The organism is Veillonella atypica KON (assembly GCF_002959915.1).
Taxonomy (GTDB): domain Bacteria; phylum Bacillota; class Negativicutes; order Veillonellales; family Veillonellaceae; genus Veillonella; species Veillonella atypica.
The window spans coordinates 198,588-222,505 of record NZ_PPDE01000008.1 but is presented as its reverse complement, the minus strand read 5'-3'; the positions used below and the strand labels follow the sequence as shown (position 1 = coordinate 222,505).

General features: G+C 36.5%; 22 protein-coding genes. 1 reads left to right on the top strand and 21 read right to left on the bottom strand.

What is annotated here, in order from left to right:
- Position 1: 1 nt before the first annotated feature.
- From VAHSUH02_RS04950 to VAHSUH02_RS04880, 15 genes are all read right to left on the bottom strand, one after another.
- Positions 2–1,201, bottom strand: a complete 1,200-nt coding sequence (locus VAHSUH02_RS04950; protein ID WP_005383791.1) for a murein hydrolase activator EnvC family protein — start codon at positions 1,199–1,201, stop codon at positions 2–4.
- A 10-nt stretch (positions 1,202–1,211) separates the two neighbouring features.
- A complete protein-coding gene (gene ftsX, locus VAHSUH02_RS04945; RefSeq protein ID WP_005383793.1) occupies positions 1,212–2,099 on the bottom strand; it encodes a permease-like cell division protein FtsX in 888 nt (295 codons plus the stop codon).
- Positions 2,089–2,775, bottom strand: coding sequence for a cell division ATP-binding protein FtsE (gene ftsE / locus VAHSUH02_RS04940; protein ID WP_005383795.1), 687 nt, complete (start codon positions 2,773–2,775; stop codon positions 2,089–2,091). Before ftsE ends, ftsX begins: the two co-directional genes overlap by 11 nt.
- Before the next feature lie 11 nt (positions 2,776–2,786).
- A complete protein-coding gene (locus VAHSUH02_RS04935; protein ID WP_005383796.1) occupies positions 2,787–3,719 on the bottom strand; it encodes a transketolase family protein in 933 nt (310 codons plus the stop codon).
- The gene (locus tag VAHSUH02_RS04930; protein ID WP_005383798.1) at positions 3,719–4,555 is read right to left on the bottom strand and encodes a transketolase; all 837 of its coding nucleotides are present in this window, start codon (positions 4,553–4,555) and stop codon (positions 3,719–3,721) included. The genes VAHSUH02_RS04935 and VAHSUH02_RS04930 overlap by 1 nt, the downstream gene beginning before the upstream one ends.
- A 36-nt stretch (positions 4,556–4,591) precedes the next feature.
- The gene (gene csaB, locus VAHSUH02_RS04925) at positions 4,592–5,686 is read right to left on the bottom strand and encodes a polysaccharide pyruvyl transferase CsaB (RefSeq protein WP_005383800.1); all 1,095 of its coding nucleotides are present in this window, start codon (positions 5,684–5,686) and stop codon (positions 4,592–4,594) included.
- Positions 5,679–7,715, bottom strand: a complete 2,037-nt coding sequence (locus tag VAHSUH02_RS04920; protein ID WP_038148900.1) for a DUF5693 family protein — start codon at positions 7,713–7,715, stop codon at positions 5,679–5,681. The genes csaB and VAHSUH02_RS04920 overlap by 8 nt, the downstream gene beginning before the upstream one ends.
- A gap of 12 nt (positions 7,716–7,727) precedes the next feature.
- On the bottom strand, positions 7,728–8,420 hold the full coding sequence (locus tag VAHSUH02_RS04915) for an LmeA family phospholipid-binding protein (protein WP_005383804.1): 693 nt from the start codon (positions 8,418–8,420) through the stop codon (positions 7,728–7,730).
- An 8-nt stretch (positions 8,421–8,428) separates the two neighbouring features.
- A protein-coding gene (gene prfB / locus VAHSUH02_RS04910; protein WP_248841637.1) for a peptide chain release factor 2 occupies positions 8,429–9,536 on the bottom strand; the annotation gives its coding sequence in 2 pieces (ribosomal slippage) (positions 8,429–9,478 and positions 9,480–9,536; 1,107 coding nt in all).
- A gap of 125 nt (positions 9,537–9,661) precedes the next feature.
- Positions 9,662–12,097: a preprotein translocase subunit SecA gene (secA, locus tag VAHSUH02_RS04905; RefSeq protein ID WP_038148902.1), complete on the bottom strand. Its 2,436-nt coding sequence runs from the start codon at positions 12,095–12,097 to the stop codon at positions 9,662–9,664.
- 201 nt (positions 12,098–12,298) lie between these two features.
- Positions 12,299–12,832 carry a ribosome hibernation-promoting factor, HPF/YfiA family gene (gene hpf, locus VAHSUH02_RS04900; RefSeq protein WP_005378989.1) on the bottom strand — a complete coding sequence of 178 codons (534 nt, stop codon included), beginning with the start codon at positions 12,830–12,832 and terminating at the stop codon, positions 12,299–12,301.
- Positions 12,833–13,067: 235 nt separating this feature from the next.
- Positions 13,068–13,265 (bottom strand): cold shock domain-containing protein, encoded by a 198-nt coding sequence (locus VAHSUH02_RS04895; RefSeq protein WP_005379075.1) that lies wholly within the window; start codon positions 13,263–13,265, stop codon positions 13,068–13,070.
- Positions 13,266–13,731: 466 nt separating this feature from the next.
- Entirely contained in the window at positions 13,732–14,451 is a 720-nt protein-coding gene (locus tag VAHSUH02_RS04890; protein WP_005383807.1) for an amino acid ABC transporter ATP-binding protein, read from the bottom strand.
- Positions 14,448–15,098: an amino acid ABC transporter permease gene (locus tag VAHSUH02_RS04885; protein ID WP_005378986.1), complete on the bottom strand. Its 651-nt coding sequence runs from the start codon at positions 15,096–15,098 to the stop codon at positions 14,448–14,450. The genes VAHSUH02_RS04890 and VAHSUH02_RS04885 overlap by 4 nt, the downstream gene beginning before the upstream one ends.
- A gap of 14 nt (positions 15,099–15,112) precedes the next feature.
- Entirely contained in the window at positions 15,113–15,922 is an 810-nt protein-coding gene (locus VAHSUH02_RS04880) for a basic amino acid ABC transporter substrate-binding protein (RefSeq protein WP_005378814.1), read from the bottom strand.
- Between the two features lie 861 nt (positions 15,923–16,783).
- Between VAHSUH02_RS04880 and VAHSUH02_RS04875 the strand changes: the two genes are divergently transcribed.
- A complete protein-coding gene (locus tag VAHSUH02_RS04875) occupies positions 16,784–17,386 on the top strand; it encodes an HD-GYP domain-containing protein (protein ID WP_005378919.1) in 603 nt (200 codons plus the stop codon).
- Between the two features lie 52 nt (positions 17,387–17,438).
- On the opposite strand, the gene VAHSUH02_RS04870 is transcribed toward VAHSUH02_RS04875, so the two are convergent.
- The 6 genes from VAHSUH02_RS04870 to VAHSUH02_RS04845 are packed head-to-tail and all read right to left on the bottom strand — an operon-like array spanning position 17,439 to position 23,902.
- On the bottom strand, positions 17,439–18,164 hold the full coding sequence (locus tag VAHSUH02_RS04870; protein ID WP_005383811.1) for a ComF family protein: 726 nt from the start codon (positions 18,162–18,164) through the stop codon (positions 17,439–17,441).
- Positions 18,164–20,317, bottom strand: coding sequence for an SF1B family DNA helicase RecD2 (gene recD2 / locus VAHSUH02_RS04865; protein ID WP_005383812.1), 2,154 nt, complete (start codon positions 20,315–20,317; stop codon positions 18,164–18,166). The genes VAHSUH02_RS04870 and recD2 overlap by 1 nt, the downstream gene beginning before the upstream one ends.
- Positions 20,317–21,081 (bottom strand): shikimate kinase, encoded by a 765-nt coding sequence (locus VAHSUH02_RS04860; RefSeq protein WP_005383814.1) that lies wholly within the window; start codon positions 21,079–21,081, stop codon positions 20,317–20,319. Before VAHSUH02_RS04860 ends, recD2 begins: the two co-directional genes overlap by 1 nt.
- A 9-nt stretch (positions 21,082–21,090) precedes the next feature.
- Complete coding sequence (locus VAHSUH02_RS04855; protein WP_005383816.1) at positions 21,091–22,020, bottom strand: bifunctional riboflavin kinase/FAD synthetase; 930 nt, start codon at positions 22,018–22,020, stop codon at positions 21,091–21,093.
- 2 nt (positions 22,021–22,022) lie between these two features.
- On the bottom strand, positions 22,023–22,958 hold the full coding sequence (gene truB / locus VAHSUH02_RS04850; protein WP_005383817.1) for a tRNA pseudouridine(55) synthase TruB: 936 nt from the start codon (positions 22,956–22,958) through the stop codon (positions 22,023–22,025).
- Positions 22,958–23,902: a DHH family phosphoesterase gene (locus VAHSUH02_RS04845; protein WP_005383819.1), complete on the bottom strand. Its 945-nt coding sequence runs from the start codon at positions 23,900–23,902 to the stop codon at positions 22,958–22,960. The genes truB and VAHSUH02_RS04845 overlap by 1 nt, the downstream gene beginning before the upstream one ends.
- Positions 23,903–23,918 lie beyond the last annotated feature (16 nt).

The window sequence follows — 23,918 nt, the reverse complement described above, 5'->3', positions numbered from 1 at the left end:
TCTATAAATAACCCATAGGATCTACTGGATCCCCGTTTACACGAACTTCAAAGTGAACATGAGGTCCTGTACTATTGCCAGTACTGCCGGCATAAGAAATAACTTGGCCCTTCGCAACGGATTGACCTTCATCTACAGCGAGCTCAGAGTTATGACCATATAGTGTAGAAAGTCCATTACCATGATCGATAACAACAGCATAACCATAGCCGCCCATCCATCCAGACCAAACTACGACGCCACCATCAGCAGCATGAACAGGTGTACCTTCATCAACGCCAATATCAATACCGGAGTGATAAATTGTAGTCCCCCAAATTGGATGAACACGATAGCCATAAGGGGAAGTGATTTCACCACTAACAGGCCAGCCAAGTTGTCCTGTACCTTGTACCCAATTATCTGATGCACCTTGCCCACCAGAGGATTGAGCCGCGGCCGAAGCCGCTGCAGCAGCTGCGGCGGCACGTGCAGCTTGTCGTTCTTTCAACATAGCACTTACTTGCGCTGATGAAGCATTAAGTTCTTCAATTGCTTGCATTGCAGTTGCTCTATCATTTTGTGCTTTTTGAAGAACTACATTGCGTTCTGCTTTTTTCTGTTCAATTTCAGCCTGTTTAGCAAGTGCAGCTTTTTCTAATTCAACCAACTTAGCACGATCTGCTTCGAGTTTTTGTTTATGAGCTTCAATGTCAGCACGCTCTTTTTTAATTTCGTTAATCAAGGTGATATCAGAATCGATAATTCGTTTTAAAACCTCTAATCGATTAGCGAAATCACTAAAATCTTTAGACCCAATAACTACATCAAGATAACTAAGTCGTCCATTGATATAAATATCACGAACTCGTTTATAAAATACGGATTCTCGACCTTCTAATCGTTTTTGAGCTTCCGCCAATTGACGTTCATTAAGTGTAATATCATTTTCTACAGCTACACGCTGCTCTTTAATCGTACCTAACTCAGCAGTCGCTTGACGAAGTTGTTCTTCAATTTGTCGCAACTGTTCAGAAACGCTTCCAATCACAGTTTCCGCATCTGCTTTTGCAGCATTCTGCTGGTTAACTTGTTGTTGAATCGAATCTAATTGATTTGTTAAATCTTCATCTTCAGCCATAATATAGGCTGGTGTCCCGCATAATACCACTCCCGAAAGAAGGGCTGCTACGAGACGAGTTTTAAATGTATACTGTCTCATAATCCCTCTACTATACTTTCATATATTGTTTCAATGAAATGGTACTGCCAATAATGCCTACGATAATCCCACCGCCAATTAAGCATGCCACTAATTGATAGAAGAATGGGAACATAGGAACTAATGGGAAGAATGCAAGTGAATCGGATACTTCTATGGTAATAAAATGATAGAACTCACCCACGCATAATACGGCAATAATGGACCCAATAAAGCCTAACAACATGCCTTCGATAACAAATGGCCAACGAATAAAGCTATTAGTAGCACCTACATATTTCATAATCGCAATCTCTTTGCGACGAGCAAATACAGTTAAACGAATAGTGTTAGAAATAATAAACAATGTAGCTGCTGCTAAGAAACCGATGAGTACGATACCACCAATTCGGATAATTTGTGTAATTCGGAACAATTCCTCAATGATGTCTTGACCATAATGTGTACTTTCTACGCCTTGGAATGTAGTTACTAATTTAGCTGTAGATTTAACATCTTCAGGATTTTCAAAGGTAAGAACATAAGAGTTTGGCAATGGATTTACACCACCTAAGGCATTCACCAATTGTTGTTGATCCCCCAAGCGCTCCTTAAATTCTTTCATAGCTTGTTCTTTATTAACAAATTCTAAGTGTTTTAGATTTGGAATTGCTTTCACTTGCTTACCAACAGCCATAATTTGCTCTGTAGTAAGACCATCTTTCAAATACACACTTAACTGCACTTGATTCTCTAAGCTCGATGCCATGTTATTAAGATTGATAACGCCACAGAGAAATACACCAAGCATAAATAAAGATAATGCTACAGTGGAAATAGACGCTAATGTCATAAGGCCATTGCGTTTCATGGACTTTAAGGCTTCCTTAAAGAAATATTTCATTGTTCTAGGCTTCATTAAATTCTGCACCCCTCATATTATCACTAAGAACACGACCATCTTTTAATTCGATTACTCGCTTATTTAAATAGGTAACAATATCCATATTATGGGTAACCATAATTACAGTAGTGCCAAAATTATTGATATGCTTGAACAAATCTACAATGTCTTTACTCGTATTCGGATCAAGATTGCCAGTTGGTTCATCTGCAATTAATACAGATGGACGATTGACGATAGCCCGTGCAATCGCTACACGTTGCTGTTCACCACCAGATAAATCCTCTGGTAAATCATTCGCCTTATCAGATATGCCAACTAATTCAAGAACGTGAGCTACCTTCTCTTTAATTACCTTAGGTTTCTCCTCGATAACCTCTAAAGCAAAAGCGATATTTTCAGCTACGCTTTTGTTAGGTAATAATCGGAAATCTTGAAATACTACGCCTAATTTACGTCGCAATTTTGGTATTTTACTACGTTTCAATTTTGTAACATCAAATTCATCAACTATAACAAATCCAGAATCTGGTGTAACTTCATGAGTTAATAATTTAAACAACGTAGATTTACCAGCCCCACTATGACCACAAATCAATACAAACTCACCATCATTAATGGTGATGCACACATTATCAAGTGCAGTAGATCCGTTTTCATATACTTTACTAACATTCTTAAATTCTATCATTGGTTCCCCTTTTATTTACGTGTCACCACTTTTTTAACTGCTTTTACAATATCTTCAGCTGTTAACCCATATTTCGCCATCAATTCTTTTGGTGTACCACTCTCCCCAAATGTATCTTGAACACCAACGAATTCCATAGGAACAGGTTTATATGCAACAACAACTTCAGATACAGCAGAACCTAAACCGCCTAAAATATTATGTTCTTCAGCAGTCACAATAGCACCTGTTTCTTCAGCGGCTTTAATGATGGCATTAGCATCGATAGGTTTAATGGATGCCATATTAATAACGCGAGCAGAAATTTGTTCACCTTCTAGTTGTTTAGCTGCTTCAACTGCAGGGCCTACTAAAGCACCACAAGCGATAATTGTCACATCAGAACCATCTTTTAATTGATTGGATTTACCAGGTGTGAAAGTATATCCTTCTGCTGTTACATCATCAACACCAGCACGACCGAGACGTACATAAACTGGACCATTATAATCAACAGCCCATTGAATGACAGATTCTGTTTCTTTTTCATCTGCTGGCACAATAACAGTCATGTTTGGTAAAACACGCATACATGCGATATCTTCTAAACTTTGATGAGTTGCACCATCTTCACCTACAGTAATACCTGCATGTGTAGCACATACTTTCACATTAAGTTTTGGATAGCATACAGCATTACGGATTTGTTCAAATGCACGACCAGTTGCAAACATAGCAAAGGAAGATACAAATGGAATCTTACCTGCTGCAGCTAAACCGGCACCTACAGAGATTAGATTTTGTTCAGCAATACCTACATTAAAGAAACGTTCTGGACACTCCTTCTTAAATGTATCAGTCTTAGTAGATTTTGATAAATCAGCATCAAGAACAATAATATTAGAATTTTCTTTACCAATTTTTGCTAGCGCATTACCGTACGCTTCACGTGTTGCTTTACCCATTATTGTACCCCCATGATTTCATTTACGAATGCCACACCTTGTTCTTCACTAGGTGCCTTACCATGCCAACCAGCTTGACCTTCCATTTCTGCAACACCTTTACCTTTTACAGTATGCATCACGATACATGTAGGGCCATCTGTGAAAGCTTTCGCCTCTTCAATGGCTTGATGTAATTCGTCAATATCGTGACCATTTACTTCAATAACATTCCATTTGAAAGCTTTAAATTTATCTGGAATTGGCAATGGGGACATAACTTTTTCAATATCACCATCAATTTGTAGGCCATTATAATCTACAAAGGCAGTCAAATTATTTAATTTATAGTGACCTGCAAACATAGCAGATTCCCATACTTGACCTTCTTCAAGTTCTCCATCACCGAGAATGGAATATACACGATAATCAGCATTATCGATTTTACCTGCTAAAGCCATACCACAAGCTGCAGAAATCCCTTGGCCCAAAGAACCTGTAGACATATCTACACCAGGTGTATGCTTCATGTCAGGATGACCTTGAAGGAAATGATTAATTTTACGCAAATTGATTAATTCGGATTTAGGAAAATATCCCTTTTCAGCAAGTGTCGCATACAATGCTGGCGCTGCATGACCTTTTGATAACACAAAACGGTCACGATCTTGCTTTTTAGGATTACTTGGGTCTACATTCATTTCTACAAAATATAACAGAGACATTACATCAGCAATGGATAAAGAACCACCTGGATGTCCAGATTTAGCTGCTGTAACAGACTGTACGATGCTTACGCGAATCGCTTTTGCTTTCTCTTGTACTAATTGTTTTTGATCTTGACTCAATGTAGCCATAAAGACCTCACTTTCTGGATAATCTCCAATTTATATTTAATACTCTTCTAAAAGTGAAATAGCAAATTCTGCATTGCGTTTCGATACCTTACGCAATGTTTGAATGCGATTGAATGAATGTTGATAGGATTCTGTAGATTGTAAAAGTTCTACACATCGATCATATAGAATATTAGAATCTAATTCTGTCATAGTACCAATTGGTTCTTGTTCAATCATATGTAAAAAACTTGTAATTTTAGGGTCATAGGAAATACCAATAACTGGTTTTCCCATTAAGGAACTAAATACAAGTGCATGTAGGCGTATGCCAATCATTAGATCTACATTGCCAGATAAGGATAGTTGCTCTTCTGTAGTAAAAGGTCCTTCTAATACGATTGGTTTTACCTTCATTAATGAAGCTATAATCTTTGCTTCCTTCGTATCATCAGGATGAGACATAGGTATGAATACTATTTCAGCATCTTGCTCTAAACTTAACCGGTTCAATACATCTGCTAAACTCTGTCTATACGCTGTATCATCCTTCCAACTACGCACAGCAATGCCGATGCGTTTCCTACCACTTTCAATAGGAGCACAATTATATTGGGTTAAAATATTAGCACCGATACTAGGATTGGCCTTATGCATAGCTAATACGGCATCCGCCGTAACCTCAACATCGTAAATCCCTAAAGCATTCAACTCATCTTTCGAAATGGAATCACGAACTGTAATTCCATCTACATATTTCAACATAAATTTAACAGCTCGTTTTGTAGATTTACGATATAAAGGACCAATACCTTGAGAGTACAGCATAACAGGTTTTCCAAGTAATTTTGCAAGTCCCATGATACTTAGATAATAATAGGTATTTCGAATACTTGTAGCATCCTGTAATAAACTACCTCCACCGCTAATCACTAAATCAGCATTACGTATGGCATTCAAAATACCAAAGGCAGCAAATGTTCCAACAGCCTTAATATTATGTTTTCTACTAGTCTCTTGAGGATTGCCGGAGATAACCGTAATATGTGCATCGTCTTCTACATCACGAATAGCGTCGATAATGGCGCAAAGCATAGCTTCATCACCAGCATTACCAAAGCCATAGTAACCGGAAATAACGATATTACTCATGACTGTCCTCCCGATGCATAGCCCATTGCGAGATGTAAATAAGGAAACGAACTGCAAGAATAAGAACAATACCTATAGCACAACCGAGCAACAAGCCATCATACCCACGCATAATAGACATGAAGACAGGTGTTCTAATATGACAGAAAGTTTCAACCATAGACGCTACGCCGATAACACCAGCTATAGTTAATACAAAGTGAATAACCATAGGCCATTTACGTAGAAATGCAAATGTTGCGAGCATCAACAATGGATGACCAATCATAAATTCCTTTTCTCTTGGTCTAGCATATAGTGTATTCTCTAGGAATCTACGCAATACGAGTTCAAATGTTGGAACAGGCACACCTGCCGTATGACCACTACGGCCTACAAATACCCAAGCCGCAGCACCTATAGCAGCAAACACAAAGAACACATACATTTTTACATCTGTAGTTAGAAATTCTTTAATGAATTGCTTAGCTTCTGTGCCAGAGTTAATCATGCGACCTTTCCATAATGGAAAGCGTTGTAGATATGCAATCATAACAAGGATGATTGGTAATACGAAGGTAAGTTTTACACCTCTAAAGATTTCAAATTCCATAAAGAATTTTGTATTACCTAATAATGCCGCAATATACATGCCACCAATAGCAGCAAATAATGTTGCTATTACGAGATAGAGTAATGCGAGTAGCGTAGATTTCCACGCACCTATAGGACGTGTACCATCTGATCTGCGCCATTCTTCCATAAGAATCACCAAGGCTCCAACAGGTGCCATAATAGCTGCAGATAAAGCCCAAATTTGAACTAATAATGTACCGCTAGTTACAATAAATCCAACAATGGATAGTAGTGATAGTGCAAAAAATAGAACTAATTGTTTGTGTTGTGACATAGCTATAAACATTTGTCCTACATACACAAATAACGCAATACTACCAATCATTGTTAGAACAACTAATAAAGGATTAGGTGTATAGGCAGGATAAATATCTGCTGGCCCAAATTCATAGCCCTTAGCACTCAATTTATCTGTTGCACTATGTACATAGTTAATCGTTGTTTGTAACACAGTTTCATTATTTTGCCCTACTTCATACATAGGGAATAAATTAAATCGAATGTTGCGCTCAATATCGCTAATATAGAATCGTTGAGCCGCTTCTTCCGGAGTAATCTTCTTTAACTCATCTTTAGAAATTGTGTAAACACGACCTACACTGTAATTCTTCTTAGCCGCCATATCTAAGAATCCTAACTGAGGCTCATATTGCAACTGATTAACAGCTTCAATACCAACCAATGGAATATGAAGATTATTCATAGCCTCTAAGGTTTCATCAATATGATCTGGTGCACCTAATGCCTCTTTACCAGCAAATATAATGCCTGTTACATGAGGTACCCCATCTAGACGATTAAATACATATTTAATATCATCAGATGTAACATTGCGATAATTAGTAGGTCGAACAATTACATTGAATCCGCGATTGGCCACTTCCATGGCTTGGATCTTAGAGATGCCTAAGTTCATCTTCGCATAGCTATCTGAAGTAGCACCTTGTAATTCTAGAACGGGTCCTATACTAGTATTAAGTTCTTTAACCTTTTCTTTACTAATACGATGATATAGGTCTTCGCGAATTTCTTTATAATAGCCTTCTTTACCAGGAATAAGTGCAACATAAGTAGCGCCTGGTTTAATAGAACCACCATTGATACGAACATCGGACATATCTTGTGATGAAAGTAATTTAATTTCACCAGCGTCATTTGCCTTTTCTAATGTTCTATCATAAATGGCAAATGCCGTTATTCCCGCCTCTTTCAGTGCATCAAAAGCATCTTTTTGACTACGTTTTTCAAAGGCATTAGCTCGAAGTACAGCATCATAATCTACTATATTCTCAATATGATTTTGTGCCTTTTCAATTGTATTGCGCTCCATTACTAAATAGAGTGCTGAAATAAGTCCTACTATGATACATAGTATAAGAACTAATGAGTGCTTAGTTTTCTTAACAGTATGCACGATATTTCCTTTCTAATTGAGTACAGGTTTAATCTTAATATGAATTTCTCCATTTTCAACGTTAACAGACTCAGCTTTAACCGGAACTGGGAAATTATTAAAATCATAGATAGCAATAGGATGCAATTGTTGTGATGTAATACCTGCAATAGTCAATCCACTAACTGTAAATCGACTAGGAGCAAATGATAAAACATTATCTTTCAACTGCAAGGCGCCTTCCAAACTAGCTGTTCCTTTCAAAGACCCCATAATGTTAACAGTCCCAGTTAATGCTATACGGTCATTATTAATTACTACATTAGCATCCTGTAGACCTTCTGTATTCTGAATAAGGAATTTCTTTAAATCATCCTCTAACACAATACCTTCTACATAGGATGGACCAAGACTTAGGACCTCAACCTCATGAGATGCAATGAGAGAAATAGGATTAATAACAATATTATTTGCCTCATAATGAAGACTAGAAAAATTCAACTTTCCTAATTGAACATTTTCCAATGTTCCTGCCGCGTGATCTGCTTGTCCGTAAACCAGTTTAAAGGCGGGTGTAGATTCAATAACAACAGTTTGGCTGGAAGGTTTAAGTGATTGATTTAACTCATCTTCTACAATAGATTCCATATATTTTGGAACTACAAATTGAGCACCCACCACACATACAATGATAAGCAAGACGATGAATATTAAAAATTTTTTCATTATAGCACCTATACTGTTAAATTAGCTTCTTTCTTTAAATAGCCTTCTATGAATTGGTCGATATTGCCATCCATAACAGCCTGTACATTACCAGTTTCAACCGATGTACGATGATCCTTTACCATGTTATAAGGATGGAATACATAGGATCTAATTTGGCTTCCCCATTCAATAGCTTGGTATGTCCCACCAATTTGTTCTTTTAATTCAGCCTGCTTTTCAAGTTCTAATTCAAATAATTTTGCACGTAATAAACGAAGAGCTTGTTCTCTATTTTGCATTTGAGAACGCTGAGATTGACATTGAACTACAATGCCTGTTGGTTTATGCGTCATACGAACAGCAGAATCCGTTTTATTAATATGCTGCCCACCGGCACCACTTGCACGATATGTATCAACTTGGACATCTTTCATATCGATATTGATTTCCACAGTATCATCAATTTCTGGCATTACGTCAACAGCTGCAAATGAAGTATGACGACGTGCTGCAGCATCAAATGGCGATATACGAACGAGACGGTGAACGCCTTTTTCAGATTTTAAATAACCAAAGGCATTTTCACCTTTAATAAGAAATGTTGCACTTTTGATTCCCGCTTCATCGCCAAGTTGTTCATCCATAAGTTCCACGGAAAACCCTGTCTTTTCTGCCCAACGCAAATACATTCGAATCAGCATAGAACACCAATCTTGTGCTTCTGTACCACCTGCACCAGCATGGAATGTAAGAATAGCATTATTCTGATCATATTCTCCGCCGAGCAAAAGCAATACCTCTTGTTTTTCAACAGCCTCTTGAATGCCATTTACAAATTGTTTGATTTCCCCCTCCATAGAGGTATCTTCTTCTTCAATTGCCATATCCAACATGACACTAGCATCTTCGATATCAGACACTAACTGCTTATACCCCTCTACAGAGTTTTTTAATTGTGTTGCCTCTTGAGAAATCTCACGAGCCTTATCAGGATTATCCCAAAATGTAGGATCACTCATCTGTACATCAAGTGTGAAGATTCGTTCTTCTTTCTGAGCTATGTTAAAGTGAATCCCTCATTCCATAAATTCGCTCTTCTAAACCAGAGATAATTGGTTTTAAATCCTCTAACAATTTATGTTCACCACCTTTATAGAATTACTACATGTACATAGTAACGATTTACTGTATTGTTAAAATGAAAAATGGCCGTTGCCCAGAAGGTGTTTTCCCATTGAGCAACGTGCCATTCACAAATGTTAATCTATGTTTTGTGGCTCCAACACATCTTCATGATGGGGTTGTGCACCTTCTAAGTGATCAACTGGTTCTTCAATTTCTTGAATCAATTGTGCACGAATTTTGTACAATGCCATGATTGTTTCATCTTGAATAGATTCAATCATGTGCTGGAACATATCATAGGCCTCAAATTTATATTCAACCAAAGGATTTTTTTGACCATATGCACGAAGGCCAATGCCTTCACGAAGCATATCCATATTATCCAAATGTTCCATCCATTTACTATCGACAACACGTAGCATAATCGCTTTTTCAAGTTGGCTAAACATCGCTTCACCTAAAAGATCAACACGATCTTGATATTCGCTATGTGCGATTTCGTGTAAACGTTCATCCAATTCTTGACGTGTATATTCTTCCATTTCTTCTGCAGACATAAGTTCAGAAGTCAAGAAGTATTGACTCAAGTGTTTATGTAAACCTTCGTAATCCCACTCTTCAGGATACAATTTTTCATCAGCATATGTATCAACAGCTTCAGTTACAAGCTTGTCAATCATTTCATTAATGGTATCTCTTAAAGATTCATTTCGTAATATACGACGGCGTTGCTCATATAACACTTCACGTTGTTGATTCATAACATCGTCATATTCCAAGATATATTTACGAATATTGTAGTTATGATCTTCAACTTTCTTTTGAGCACGTTCGATAGATTTTGTGATTAAGGAATGTTCAATTGGTTCATCTTCTTCCATTCCTAGTTTATCCATGATGCCAGAAATATTATCAGCACCAAAGATACGCATCAAGTCGTCTTCCAAAGATAGGAAGAATTGTGAAGAACCTGGATCACCTTGACGGCCGGCACGACCGCGTAATTGATTATCAATACGACGGCTTTCATGACGTTCAGTACCTAAGATAGCTAAACCACCAAGTTCAGGCACACCTTCACCTAGTGTAATATCAGTACCACGACCGGCCATGTTTGTGGCGATTGTAACCATACCCATTTGACCAGCATTGGCAACAATTTCCGCTTCTTGTTCATGATGTTTAGCGTTCAATACCTTATGTGGTACACCAGCGCGCAATAACATATCTGAAAGTTCTTCGGATTGAGTGATAGATGTAGTACCAATCAAAATAGGTTGACCCGTTTGGTGACGTTCTACAGCATTGCGTACAACAGCACGATATTTTGCTGCTTTAGATTTAAAGATAAGGTCAGGCAAATCCACACGAATCAAAGGACGATTTGGAGGAATAGGAATTACTTCCAAGCCATAAATATCATTAAATTCCTTTTCTTCCGTCTTAGCAGTACCAGTCATACCAGACAATTTTTCATACATACGGAAATAGTTTTGGAACGTAATAGATGCTAATGTTTGGCTTTCACGTTCAACTTTAAGACCTTCTTTTGCTTCAATAGCTTGGTGCAAACCATCAGAATAACGACGGCCAAACATCAAACGACCTGTAAACTCATCGACAATAACAACTTCACCATCTTTTACTACATAGTCTGTATCGCGATGCATCATAGCATAAGCGCGTAAAGAGGCACCTAGTAAATGGTTGAGTTCAATATTATCAGCATCATATAAATTTTCGATGCCTAACATTTTTTCAACTTTTGTAATACCAGAATCTGTCGGTGCAATCGTCTTTTGTTTTTCATCGATTGTATAGTCTTCATCTTTTACAAGATGTGGTACAACTTGCGCCAATTTATAATAGTTGTCAGTAGAGCGACTACCAGGGCCAGAAATGATGAGCGGAGTTCTCGCTTCATCGATTAAAATAGAGTCAACTTCATCGACGATGGCATAGTTTAATGGACGTTGTACCATTTGAGATACATCGGACACCATGTTATCACGAAGATAATCGAAACCAAATTCATTGTTAGTACCATATGTTACATCTGCAGCATATGCTTCTTTACGTTGATTATAATCGAGATTTGCAACAATTAAACCAGTAGAAAGGCCTAGAAAATTATACAAACGACCCATCTGCTCACTATCACGTGTAGCCAAGTAATCATTGACCGTAACAACATGAACACCTTTACCGGATAAAGCATTAAGATATACAGCTAAGGTAGCAACTAAGGTCTTACCTTCACCAGTACGCATTTCTGCAATATTACCTCTATGCAAGCAAATACCACCTAGCATTTGCACATCAAAATGACGCATACCAAGTACACGTTTAGATGCTTCACGACATACGGCAAAAGCTTCTGGTAAAATATCGTCTAACGTTTCTCCCTTTTGTAAGCGACGTTTAAACTCATCAGTTTTAGCAACGAGATTAGCATCACTTAATTTTACATAATTAGGTTCTAGTTCATTAATATGATCTACAATTTTGCGCATTTTTTTAACTTCTTTTGCGCTATTATTTCCTATAAGACTTTGTAAAAAGCCGAACAAACAAATCACTCCTCTTCGGGATATCTTACATTATTATATCTAATTCATTATAACGAAAAAGCCTTGAATAGTCAAAGAATTCAAGGCTTTTCTATAGATATACAACTAGAAATATAAAATGGATACCATTTCTGGTATCCATTCTATATTTCACTCGATTAAATCAACGTAGAAAGATAATTAATTGAATAATCGATCATATTATTTTAATTCTGGTTCAATCAAACCATAGAAACCATCATGTCTACGGTATACTACATTCATCGTTTCTGTTTCCGCATTGAAGAACATGAAGAAATCATGTCCAATCAAGTTCATTTGCAAGATAGCTTCTTCTACATCCATAGGACGAACAGCAAAATGTTTACGTTTTACTACTTCAATTTTTTCTTCTTCTACAGGTGTATCAAGAGGTGCTACATCTGGATGGAAAGCTTCTTGACGTTTAAAACGTTTTGCCAAACGAGTTTTATGTTTATGAATTTGGCGAACGATTTTATCTACTACTAAATCGATTGCTGCATACATATCATCATTTGTTTCTACGCCACGAAGTACAATTTTATCAACGAAACATGTAATTTCAATGGTTGCTTTATCACGCACTACAGATAGTACTGCTTGTGCATCTAACTCATCATCAAAGTAACGGGTCAACTTACCCAATCTTTTTTCTACATACTCACGAAGAGCCGCTGTTACTTCAATGTTTTTACCTCTGATTGCTACTTTCATATGTCAACACCCTTTCTAAAAATCAACGACCAGTTGTTAGAATGTTCTTATTTCTCTATTTCTGGTGTCTTAATTAGTATTTCTACATCTACATATAAAACTCCTCTTTTTTGATAAAAATTTTTATATTTTTTGTAGAAATATGTATTGTACACTATTAAATGTGCAAAAAATCCCAACAAATAAGGTGTTGGGATTTTTTTAATTTAGTTTTTATGTAATATTTGGTATATGTTTACGCTTTTACAACATTTGCTGCTTGTGGACCACGATTGCCATCAACAATGTCAAATGTTACATTTTGACCTTCAGATAAGGATTTAAAACCTTCGTCTTGAATAGCAGAGAAATGAACGAATACATCGCTACCATCTTCTCTTTCAATAAATCCATAACCTTTTTCTGCACTAAACCATTTTACTTTACCTAACATGGATAATATCCTCCTATAAAATATATATTGTCTTACTGTCGTGCTCTATATTTGTATAATAACATAGCGTGTATAAAATATCAAATTAGAACGCTCGTATTTCATTTAAATTATTATGCAGATTCAACTCTAAGAAATATATAAATTCTATTCTTAATTCCTTTTAATTATTGGTTTTACTCTATATATTCTATAGTATAAAGACTCATATTTATTTCATTATAACTAAAATATATGAGTATTATAAATATTTTTTGCACTGTACAAATGTATAAACTGTATATTTATCACAAATATTTATATCTAATATCTATTTATACGAATTAACAGATTTAGAAAAATCACTTGATTACAGCAGTTCCTAAAGTAAATATATATAATTTATCAAAATTTCTTATAAGATAACGGGTAACAAAAAACACTCATAATTATTAACTACGTAATTATGAGTGTTGTTCCTAATAATCTATAAAATTTTAGACAAGAATAATTTTGTTCTATCACTAGAAGGTGCATCAAATACTTGTACTGGTGTGCCATCTTCTAGGATTTGACCACCATCGACAAATAACACTCTATCCGCAACCTCTTTAGCGAAGCCCATTTCATGTGTAACGATAACCATCGTCATACCTTCATCAGCCAAAGATTTCATTACATCCAATACTTCGCGTACCATTTCTGGATCAAGTGCCGATGTAGGTTCATCAAATAACATTACCTTCGGTTTCATAGCTAATGCACGTGCAATAGCAACACGTTGCTTTTGACCACCGGATAGTGAGTCCGGATACATTTGAGCTTTATCAGCTAATCCAACACGTTCCAATAGTTTCATAGCAATGTCTTGTGCTTCTTTCTTATCCGTTTTTCTTACATTTACGGGAGCCAATGTCAAATTATCCAATACCGTCATATGTGGGAATAAATTAAAGTTTTGGAATACCATGCCCACTTCTGTGCGTACAGCATTCAATTTATTTTTATCGGATAAATCCATACCATCCACAATTACATGACCACTGGTAGGTTCCTCTAGGTAATTCATCGTCCGCAAAACTGTACTTTTACCAGATCCTGAAGGACCGATGATTACGACAACTTCACCTTTATCAATTTGTAGATTGATGCCCTTTAATACTTCATTTTTACCAAATGATTTTCGCACATCTTTTAATTCTATCATTTTACGTTATATTTCCTTTCAAGGTAAGCAACCAATCGAGAAATCGGTATTGTCATACATAGATAGATAATGGCAACCGTTCCCCAAATTTCAGTAGCCGCATAGGTTTTAGCGATAATTAATTGACCACGACGCATCAATTCTTCAAAACCAATAACAGAAACTAAAGAAGAATCTTTTAGCATGGCAATAAATTCATTACCCAAAGGAGGGATTGATGCTTTAAACGCTTGCGGAATAATAATAAAGCGCATAGTTTGCCACCAAGACAAACCTAGTGAACGACCGGCTTCCATTTGCCCTTTATTTACAGATTGAATACCCGCACGGAATATTTCGGATACATAAGCACCAGAGTTGATACTACATGCTGCACAGGCTGCTATATAAGGATCGATTCGAGTGCCAATGATTTGAGGTAATGCAAAATAAATCATAAAGATTTGTACCAACATAGGGGTACCACGAATCACATCTACATAGCATTTAGCAATCAATCGAACAATTACGAAATTCGACATTCTAGCTAAGGAAACAATTAAACCGATAATGAAACCAAAGCTTACAGCAACAGCTGTAATTTTTATGGTCATTAAAGCCCCATATAATAATAATGGTAAATTACTCGTTATGACATTCCAGTCCATTTACAACTCCCTAATTATTTAAAATCCAACACAACAGGCATATCTGCAGGTGCATCTACATTAAACCATTTTTTATATAATGTATTAAATTCACCATCTGCTTTCATATCAGCAATAGCCTTATTAATTTCCTCTTGTAAAGCTTTATTATCTTTATTCAAAGCCAAACCTAAGTACTCTTTTGTATTTGGATATGGCAAGATTTGGATATGCTCATCAGGATGTTTTGTGCTGTAATATTGAGCAACTGGTAAATCAATAACAGTAGCATCAACACCACCATTTTGCAACTCTAACAACGCTTCATTACTATGATCGAATTCTTTTACAGAAGTACCTTCGATCTTATGAGCTAAATCGGAACCAGTTGTCCCCATTTGAGCAGCAATTTTTTTATTCTTCAAATCATCTAAGGAATGAATGCTATTAGAATCTTTATATACAATAGCTAATGCATTTTCATAGTATGGAGATGAGAATAATACCTTTTCACTACGCGCTTTTGTGATTGTCATACCAGAAGCTGCCACATCGATATCATGTGTATTTAATGCTGGAATCAACGCATCAAAGGCAACGTTTTTAAGTTCTACATCTTTGTTAATACGTTTGCCAATTGCACGAATCAAATCGATATCGAAACCTGCATAATCTTGAGTCTTATCGTCCTTAAATTCGAATGGTACAAATGTAGCATTTGTGCCAACAATTAACTTTTTATTAGACGTTGTTGTAGAAGAAGATCCACAACCACCAACTAAAGATGCAGCCATAACAACCATCAAACTACCGAGAACTAATTTTTTTACTTTTTTATTAAACATCTTCTTATAACCTCATATATAACTAAGTTTATTTATATAGTATATATACACGGAATAATTATGTCAATAATAATGTATATAACATTTTTAAAATTCCATATTTTAATGATTTCTCTATTAATTTTTATACACAATATGTATTAATATACGCTCTCTGTATACAAAACATAGCTTAACAAACGCAATATCTACAATTTTCATTTATACATCTGTATAAATGAAAAAAAGCACATGAGAAAAGCCTCATGTGCCCGTTATACGGCTGACCTGGTCTTTGCCCCCACACTCGCCTGCTGGAAGGTTCGCTCATAAGCCCATGGCCCCCCACTACTACTCCTCTCGGTTTCCCGGCAGGACTTACATCTAAGCCGCACCATGCTCACAGCCCTTTGGACTGCTTATGTGGATCGTTTTGCCTGCGACTGGCCTCGACTTACAACCACAGACCCGTATTTTAATATTATAGATTATAAATTATATCTATGTCTATATCTTTATTATTTGCAAGTTAATACAAACATATGTGTTTATCAATATCACTGTTGTGAGAATAAAAAATGCAAGTCTTAATTTCAATGTATAGAAAATAGGAATAGGAATATAAAATAATTCTTCATTTTTCTATTATAATTCTTAAAACACGATTTTTACATCCCATTCTTAATGCATTCCTTTTTTGTCAACACTTTCTATTATGCTAAATATGAATACCTATTCAAAAACCAAACATTATACCGATACACAAAGCATAAAAATTGTTGTATAATACGAATACTGTTAAAGAAGAACGGACTATAAGTTGTACGATGTAAAGTCCTTGGGGTTGGGACTTTACATATTTGTATAGTAGAGGGGTTTATTATGTTTATGTTATCATTGATGCAGCCGTCCGGGCTGTATGAACTGGAGAAAGATAGTTTAGAGGCCATTAGTGCTCAACTATTACAAATGATACAAATGAAAAGCTATCACTTGTATACACACTCTGTACAAGTCTCCAATTATGCAGTTAGTATTGCTGCAAAAATGGGATTGCCATTAAATGAAATTGAACAAATCCGTCATGCTGCACTATTACATGATGTAGGTCTTTTGATGATTCCTAATGCGATGATTCAAAAAGCACCATACTTGAACAAGCAAGAAATGTCAAAATATAAACAACATGCTGCTAGTGGTGCTAATATGATTGAAAACTATCCATGTTGTCAACAAATCCTATCATATATTCGTTACCATCATGAAAAATGGGACGGCTCCGGATATCCAAAACATTTACGTGGCGCCAACATTCCACTTGGGGCACGTATCATTGCTGTTGCGGATTACTATGATTCCACTGTGAATCCATCCACTGAATTTTGGGCAAAAACAAAAGCTAAAGCAAAAGAAGAATTATTTAGCGCATCTGGTTCCCTCTTTGATCCAGATGTTGTAAAAGCATTTATCGATGTACTAGGTTAAACAACATAATTAAGGCTGTAATAGAACAAAAATCTATTACAGCCTTTTATTTTTAAAAACTACCACTAGCTAATGTCAATGCTTCAATATATTGAGGATGATATGCTCTTAATATTCGTGCAGCTGACTCTAAGGTAGCTCCTGTCGTAAATATATCATCAACTAATAAAATCCGCTTATCATATAACAACGAGGAATCGCAAGTTTCCTTCCACATAAATGCCTTATCGATTGTACTATGACGTTCACTACCAGATAAGCTCCACATTTCTTTATGGGTATCCATTTTATATAAACAATCAAACCAGTTATAACAGATCTCTTTTTCAGTATTATATTCCATAACTCCATTTACACTGTCATCGCTGCTTCTACCATCAATACGATTAGAATTTGAAAATGAGAACACCCAATCATAAAAAAATAAATCCACCTGATTATATCCTCTAACTTTCTTTTTTTCTGCACTTGATGGTATAGGAATCACATAATGAGGCCTATAATCGTGCATCCTCAAGTTGTACGATGCTAAAAAAGGAGCAGCCCCTTTGGACTGCTCCTTTTTTTCGTTAAATTTAACGTCATATATCATGGATTTAATACCACCTCGATAGTCAGCTAGAATCCAAGCAGAATCTAGCGAGGACAGTAATTTAGATGGCACTTGTCTTACATGTAGAACTTCTTCAATACAAGCATCACACCAATCCCCTTGTTGTTGTACATGGGTACCACAATGAGGACAAACAGGAGGAAATAAAAAATCAAATAGATTCATTATCCATCACATCTTCCTTGTAAACGTTCTTTAAATAATGTATATCGTTCTTCACCATTAACCGTTTTAACAGCACGCTCTACAGAACTCTTTGTACCGATCATGATAACCTTTCGCTTGGCTCTTGTCACGGCAGTATAGAGTAAGTTCCGTTGTAACATACCACCGTACATAGGAACAAATGGTATAATAACAACACCATATTCACTGCCTTGACTTTTATGAACTGTTATAGCATAAGCAGGCATAATCATATGCGCTTCATCAATAGATAGGCGAACCTCTTTATGAATAAAGCGAATGCAGATATCAGATTTGGTAATGGCATAAATAACGCCGATTTCACCATTAAAAACTTCTAATTCATAATTGTTAAGAACTTGAATTACCTTATCACCAACGCGGAATGTAATTCCATTAACACGCACTTCCCCTTTATAACTATCTGGAGGATTTACGGATTGCTGCACATATTGAGATATACTTATACTGCCAGCCTTACCTCTACGCATAGGCGAAATGATTTGAATATCAAGTTCATCATCGACAAATTCTTTTTCCCGTTTATACACATCAACGATGGCTTTCATCATATCACCAAGAGAGTTAACGGAAATGAAAGTGAATTCATCACTAGTCGTATCAAGATTTGGCATTTCACCACGGTTAATAGCATACGCACTATCGACGATACTATTACCAGAACTTTGACGATAAATATGTTGTAATCGCGTATACGGAACCATATCACTATCAAGTAAATCTTTCAATACGAATCCAGCACCTATAGGAGGCAGTTGATCCACATCGCCTACGATAATAACATGGGCCTCACGAGGAATCGCTGACATTAGAGAATAAAACAATCGCACATTGAGCATGGATGCTTCATCGATGATAATAACATCTATATCAAGAGGATCATCTTCATTTTTAGTAAAATCATAGGAATCACTGCCAGCTACAGGCATGAGCAAGCGATGTATAGTTGTGGCTTCAAACTCAGTGGCCTCTGTTAAACGCTTTGCTGCGCGTCCCGTTGGGGCACAAAGAATAATACGTCCTAACCCACCTAATTGAAAACCTTTAACTAAGGCTTTAATAATCGTAGTTTTACCAGTGCCAGGTCCACCGGTAATAAGCGAAAATTTTTCAAAAAATGATAATTCTATAGCTTCCTTCTGTTCAGGGCCAAAGGTAATATGATTATCTGCTTCAAATCGCTCAATAAAATCTGGAATATCTAGAGATATAGGATCAGCTTCAATTAAGAAATCACGCGTATAGTGTACACCTTCTACTTCAGATACATACATTTCAGGTGGATATACATAGAGTATATCATCATAATAGGTACTATACATAATAGCTTGAGAAAGTAATGAGTCAATATGGTTAGCTATTAAATCTGCATCTACTTGCAATAAATCGTAGGTACGACCTATCAATTCATCGACAGGTAAGCACGTATGACCTTGATTATCTAAATTCCCTAAAATCCAGTTTACACCAGCCTCTAATCGTCGCTCGTCATCAGCATCAAGCCCTAAATTCATAGCTAATGTATCAGCCGTATTGAATAACATATCTGGGGCGATACGCAATAAATTATAAGGATTATCCTGTATGACATCTATAGAGGATGCACCATAATATGTGTACACAGTGCGAGACCATTTAGAAGAAATTTGATGAGACTCAAAGAAATGGTTTAAATCGGATAATATACCTTCACCGAGTAATGTATTGTATAATTCCTCTTTAACGCCTTTGCGTAAACCTGGCACATCTTTAATTTCTTCTGGCCGTTCTTCACGCAGTACATCTAATAACCGGAGGCCGAAATAATCACAGATTTTCTCTACAGATTTTTCGCCTAATCCCTTTATGCCTAAGTTCATCAAATACAACTTAGCAGCCCCCATATTATCGGGTTTCAGTTTTTCTATACTAGATGCATCAAACTGAATGCCATACTTTTGATGCTCTACATAACGTCCCTTAATCTCAATATCTTCCCCTTCTTTAGGGGCTTCAAAACGACCAGTACAAGTAATGTATTCCTCATTATAATCTTTTACAAGAAATACACAATACGTGTTCTGTGTATTTTGATATATAATTCGGTATACAAATCCTCGTAATGCTTCCATTATTTCTCCGTATTAGGTAATGCTTCTATAATTTCTTGAACGGCGTCAGTGATGCTACCTTCATTGCCAATCTTAATATGGGCAACGCGTTCATATAAAGGATATCGTTCTTCATATACATTGAAAATATACTCGATACTTTCTTTCACAAGTGGACGAATTTCTAGATCCAAATCATCGAGAATATGGTTAACATCGCGATTTACAAAAACAACTAAACCATTATTACGCATAAGGTTTACGATTTTTTCAGATGTTACCGTACCACCACCAGTAGCAATAACAGATGGCTTATTATGAATCAATTCTTTAATTGTTTCGTATTCATATTCGCTAAATGCATCTTTACCGTCATAAATAAAGATATTTTGTACGGTTTTTCCCACTTTATCTTGAATGGTTTGATCTAAATCATAGAAATCTCGGCCTAATTCTTTAGCTAGCATTTTACCAACCGTAGTTTTACCTGCCCCAGGCATACCAATTAGGAAAATATGCTTATGCATGTGTTCCTTCAAGAACTCATTGCTAATAGAAATGACATCCTTCATATAAGATTCAATATATGTCAACATACGTGAATCGTCACATTCAGTTTTAAGACTAGAAATAATCTCTTGATCACGTTCTTCATCAATAAGAGGTAAATGATGTTCATCCTTAAACTTACCAATTGATTTAATGATAGATAAACGTTGTTCAAATAATTCTACTAACTGTGCATCAATACTATCAATTTGTTTGCGTGCGTCTTTAATATCCATAGCTCCCCCTTATGGGTTATTACGTAAAATCCGAATTGCTGTTTCTTCATCGACTTTCATTTGATCAATCAATTCTTGTAAATTATTAAATTTAACCTCACCGCGTATATATGAAATAAACTGAACCGTTACTTCCTTACCATATACATCTTGGTCAAAATCAAATACATGTACTTCACATCGATGATATTGATTTTTGAAAGTTGGATTATCCCCTATATTTCCAACCCCATCATACCAAATGCCATCTATACAAACCCGATTAGCATACACCCCATCAGGTGGAATTGCCATCTCATTAGGTAATAAAAAGTTAATGGTTGGAAATCCTAATGTACGACCTCGTTGATCACCTTTTATGACGATACCTCTAAACTGGTATGGACGTCCAAGCCAAGCCGTAGCTTGTTCCATATGCCCTTCTTCTATAGCCTTACGTATGTTAGTGCTACAAATTGGACCTTCTTCTGTCGATAGCAATGGTTCAACGATGATATGAATCCCTTTTGCAGACAATCGTTCCCGCATTAACTGAGGATTGCCCGCTCCTTTGGCACCAAATGTAAAATTAGTACCAATTGCGATGCCTACTACATCTATATCACGACAAAGAGCATCTAAGAATTCATCAGGTGACATATTAAATATATCCAAATTCATAGGCAACCGTAAGATATAATCTACCTTTAAAGATTCCAAAATTTCATCCATAATATCGGCAGATAATACCCGTTTTGGAACATCTCCAGGTCGCAATATAGTCATAGGATGCGCACTAAATGTGACGAGAACCGTAACGGCATCATGCGCCTTAGCCTCTGCTATTGCATTTCTAATGACCCGCTGATGACCACGGTGTACACCATCAAATGTGCCTAATGCGTATACGATTTTACGATTAATTTGACGTAATTCATCAAACGAGTGTAAATGTTTCATACTTATCCTTCAATAAAAATATTTTTATCCACTTTAAGTGAATGTTTCGTTCGTTTAAGAATGCCTACAAAACCATTAGGTCCATAAGCTCTATACTTGTTAGACGGAATCGTATGAGAAAAGGCCTCTACGATTGGTAATTCCTTACCTTGTACCATCATCTTTAATTGTACACTATCTACGTCCACTTTTGAAAGATGAGATACCGCAATATCCGTAGGCAACAACAATTTTTCACCGTGAATCGTCAATTCCTCTGCTATATAGGCAGATTGAATATCAAATGGCCCCACACAAGTCCTTGCCAAGGAAGTCATAGTCCCAGGAATGCCTAATTGAATACATATATCTCGTAACAACGAACGAATATAAGTACCACCAGAACAAGTGACACGAATTGTAAAATAAGGAAAACCATAGGCTACTAGTTCAATATTAGAAATCGTAATGGTTCGCATAGGTAACTCTACAGGTATGCCTTTACGGGCATATTCATAGGCCCGAATTCCATTGATTTTAATAGCCGAGTACTTAGACGGACGTTGCTCTTGTGTGCCCACAAATCCAGATAGCACTGACGCTAACTTATCCCATGTTGGAGGTATCAAAGTTTCATTAATTTCAGAGGAATCCTCTAATACGGTAACGCCATTGACAAGTTTCATATCTTCGTCTAGTAATACGGGTTGTCCCGTACTATCCTCAGTATCTGTAAAGGTACCGAATTTGCATTCTGCTACATAGGTCTTATCAAATCCATCTGTATATTCAATGAGACGTGTTGCCTTGCCTAAAAAGATAGGCAGTACGCCATAAGCCATAGGGTCTAATGTACCACTATGACCAATTCGTTTTTCTTTTAAAATGCGACGACATATACCTACAGCATCATGACTGGTAATACCAGGAGGTTTTAAAAATGGCAATACTCCATCCATTATTTGATGACCTCCAATAGACGAGCCTTAGCCTCATCAATGGAACCATCTATAGTACAACCGGCTGCACGTATATGACCACCACCGCCAAAATGATTGGCGATAGCATTCACATCAGTGCCTTTAGACCTAAGGCTGATACGCGTGCGATTTGGGCTTTCACCTTTCAATAAAATGGCCACATCTACGGTATCAACATTACGAATGATATCGACAAATCCGTCTGTATCATCACCTAATATTTCCATAACAGATGGAGATAGCTCGATGGTAGCAACCCGATTATCCTTGTAGAATGAAATGGTTTGCATAATCTGTTTCGTTAATTCAAGACGAGCAGCACTAACGGCCTCAATCGTTTCAGAAATAACATTTGGCCTTGCACCAGCAGCAACACAACGGCTAGCCATTTTTAGGGTATTAGCCGTAGTGTTGCTAAATTTAAAGAATCCACAGTCGGTAGCAATCGCCATATAAAGGGCATTGCCCATAGACTCTGTAATAGGCCAATTCCATTGTTCGCACAAATCCGTAATAATTTCGCCAGTAGCCGCAAAATCAGGCTTCAAATATAGATGATCTGCAAATTCTGAATTAGAAATGTGGTGATCTATATTAAAAATAGGTGCACTAAATAGTGCACCTACGCGGCCAATCCGTTCATACGTGCTAGCATCTAATACCATGAGCATATCAACCGATACAGGATGATTTTCAAAATACGTTACATCCTTAATTTGGTCGATATACGATAAAAATGAATATTTTTCAGGTATTACATCATCCACCACCATGTAGACAGTTTTGCCTTGCGCTACGAGAGCCTCATAAAAGGCCACCATAGAACCAATGGCATCACCATCTGGTCGTACGTGGACAGTGAGCATTATAGAATTAGCTTCACACAGAGCCATGTGTAATTGATTAATTGTGATCTTACTCATGTTCTGTATCCTTTGT

Coding starts and splice junctions, on each gene's coding strand:
- recD2 (WP_005383812.1), bottom strand. CDS start 20,317: ATGGAAGCATTACGAGGATTTGTATACCGAATTATATATCAAAATACA.
- VAHSUH02_RS04890 (WP_005383807.1), bottom strand. CDS start 14,451: ATGATAGAATTAAAAGATGTGCGAAAATCATTTGGTAAAAATGAAGTA.
- ftsX (WP_005383793.1), bottom strand. CDS start 2,099: ATGAAGCCTAGAACAATGAAATATTTCTTTAAGGAAGCCTTAAAGTCC.
- VAHSUH02_RS04875 (WP_005378919.1), top strand. CDS start 16,784: ATGTTTATGTTATCATTGATGCAGCCGTCCGGGCTGTATGAACTGGAG.
- VAHSUH02_RS04915 (WP_005383804.1), bottom strand. CDS start 8,420: ATGAAAAAATTTTTAATATTCATCGTCTTGCTTATCATTGTATGTGTG.
- VAHSUH02_RS04930 (WP_005383798.1), bottom strand. CDS start 4,555: ATGGCTACATTGAGTCAAGATCAAAAACAATTAGTACAAGAGAAAGCA.
- VAHSUH02_RS04880 (WP_005378814.1), bottom strand. CDS start 15,922: ATGTTTAATAAAAAAGTAAAAAAATTAGTTCTCGGTAGTTTGATGGTT.
- VAHSUH02_RS04885 (WP_005378986.1), bottom strand. CDS start 15,098: ATGGACTGGAATGTCATAACGAGTAATTTACCATTATTATTATATGGG.
- VAHSUH02_RS04895 (WP_005379075.1), bottom strand. CDS start 13,265: ATGTTAGGTAAAGTAAAATGGTTTAGTGCAGAAAAAGGTTATGGATTT.
- VAHSUH02_RS04935 (WP_005383796.1), bottom strand. CDS start 3,719: ATGGGTAAAGCAACACGTGAAGCGTACGGTAATGCGCTAGCAAAAATT.
- VAHSUH02_RS04950 (WP_005383791.1), bottom strand. CDS start 1,201: ATGAGACAGTATACATTTAAAACTCGTCTCGTAGCAGCCCTTCTTTCG.
- csaB (WP_005383800.1), bottom strand. CDS start 5,686: ATGAGTAATATCGTTATTTCCGGTTACTATGGCTTTGGTAATGCTGGT.
- hpf (WP_005378989.1), bottom strand. CDS start 12,832: ATGAAAGTAGCAATCAGAGGTAAAAACATTGAAGTAACAGCGGCTCTT.
- VAHSUH02_RS04855 (WP_005383816.1), bottom strand. CDS start 22,020: ATGAAACATTTACACTCGTTTGATGAATTACGTCAAATTAATCGTAAA.
- VAHSUH02_RS04870 (WP_005383811.1), bottom strand. CDS start 18,164: ATGAATCTATTTGATTTTTTATTTCCTCCTGTTTGTCCTCATTGTGGT.
- truB (WP_005383817.1), bottom strand. CDS start 22,958: ATGGATGGAGTATTGCCATTTTTAAAACCTCCTGGTATTACCAGTCAT.
- ftsE (WP_005383795.1), bottom strand. CDS start 2,775: ATGATAGAATTTAAGAATGTTAGTAAAGTATATGAAAACGGATCTACT.
- VAHSUH02_RS04860 (WP_005383814.1), bottom strand. CDS start 21,081: ATGGATATTAAAGACGCACGCAAACAAATTGATAGTATTGATGCACAG.
- VAHSUH02_RS04845 (WP_005383819.1), bottom strand. CDS start 23,902: ATGAGTAAGATCACAATTAATCAATTACACATGGCTCTGTGTGAAGCT.